We start from the raw sequence: 1559 nt of genomic DNA on the forward strand, positions 1-1559 counted from the left end.
TCCTGACTTCGCCACGACCACTGTCTGATCGATAATTAGATTCAAAAGTAGAAGTAATTTTGCCTGTTTGGGGTACGTCCTGTTTTTTGTAAAATAGTAGTGTGCATATAAGAAAGTTGAAAAGCAAAAACGGCAATTTACAAATTCAGGTTGTTCAGAAAATTGACAGAAAAAATAAAGTGATAAAGCATTTGGGAACAGCCAGAAATGAGTCGGAGGTAAGCGAACTAATAAATTTGGCTAAGCAATTTATCGAAAACCAAAGAATAAAGTCGGGAAGAATCTCTCTTTTTGACAACCGTTATTCAACTTCAGAAATGGCCGAAATTTTATCAAAATTTTGCATCCGAAAAGTCTTAGATTCGGTGACTTTTGATTTTTTTCACCATTTTTACAAGGTCTTAAACTTTGACGGGATTGGCAATAAAGGTTTTGCTGATTTGGTTGTGGCCAGAATAATCTACCCCGTAAGCAAGGCAAAGACCAGAGATTTTCTAGAGAGCAGATTGGGCAAACATTACTCATTGTCCGGTCTTTACAGAATAATGGAGGAAATTTACAAACTCGGCTTTCAAAGTCAACTGGAGGAGAAAATGACAGCTTTTATCCGGTCATTTTCTCCAACCATCTCTGTTTTGTTTTTCGATGTCACAACTTTGTATTATGAATCTTTTGATGAGGATGACCTTAGGAAATTTGGGTTTTCTAAAGACAATAAAGCTAATCAGCCGCAACTCATAGTTACGCTGACTGTTACCGCTGATGGTTTTCCTCTGCACTTGAAAGTATTTCCGGGTAATAAATTTGAGGGACACTTAATGCTGCCGTGTATCAAAGAAATAGTCAGAAAGCATAAGTTGGGTGATTTCGTGGTGGTGGCCGACAGTGCTATGGTCAGCTCAACCAATATGGAAGAATTGGAAAAGGAAAATCTATTCTACATTGTTGGAGCGAGACTTGGAAACCTGCCAACTAAAATTTGGAAACAAATAATTACCGTTCCTAAAGCAGACGGTGCTGCCAGACGATTCGACTTTGGAAACAATAGAATTCTGGTTGTTTCCTACTCGCAAAAACGAGCCAATAAGGATCGCTCCGACAGGGAAAAGCAATTAAAACGAGCTAAGTTCGCATTGAATAACCCCTCCGTTGTTTCCAAAAGATTTAAGTTTTTAAAGCAAGCCGGAAATCACGATCTGGAATTAAACACAGAAAATGTGGCAAAATCACAGCTTCTTGAAGGCTTGAAGGGATATCTTACCAATGCCCGTGATTTAACAGATGACGAAATTATCGAAAAGTATTCCCAACTCTGGCAGGTAGAAAAATCTTTCAGGATCAGTAAATCCGACCTTAAAGCCCGGCCTGTTTTCCATACCACGAAGGAAAGAATTGAAGCTCACCTGACCATAGTCTTTGCCAGCTTGAGTATTATCCGTTTAGTGGAAAAAACCGCAAATAAATCTGTTCAAAAAGTATTGTGGCTCCTGGATCAAGTTAAAGAAGTGGTTATGGAAAATAACGTCAGCGGGGAACGAATTTCAAAATATAGCGAGATA

The 1559-nt window shown here is 38.7% G+C and carries 1 protein-coding gene; it reads left to right on the top strand.

Translation table 11 applies throughout. The features are described 5' to 3' along the window. Positions 1 to 101 precede the first annotated feature (101 nt). A partial coding sequence (locus tag NUV69_00655; protein MCR4324186.1) for an IS1634 family transposase occupies positions 102 to 1559 on the top strand: 1458 nt, incomplete at its 3' end.

It is taken from the genome of Candidatus Curtissbacteria bacterium, from assembly GCA_024654445.1.
Classification (GTDB): domain Bacteria; phylum Patescibacteriota; class Microgenomatia; order Curtissbacterales; family GWA2-41-24; genus JANLHP01.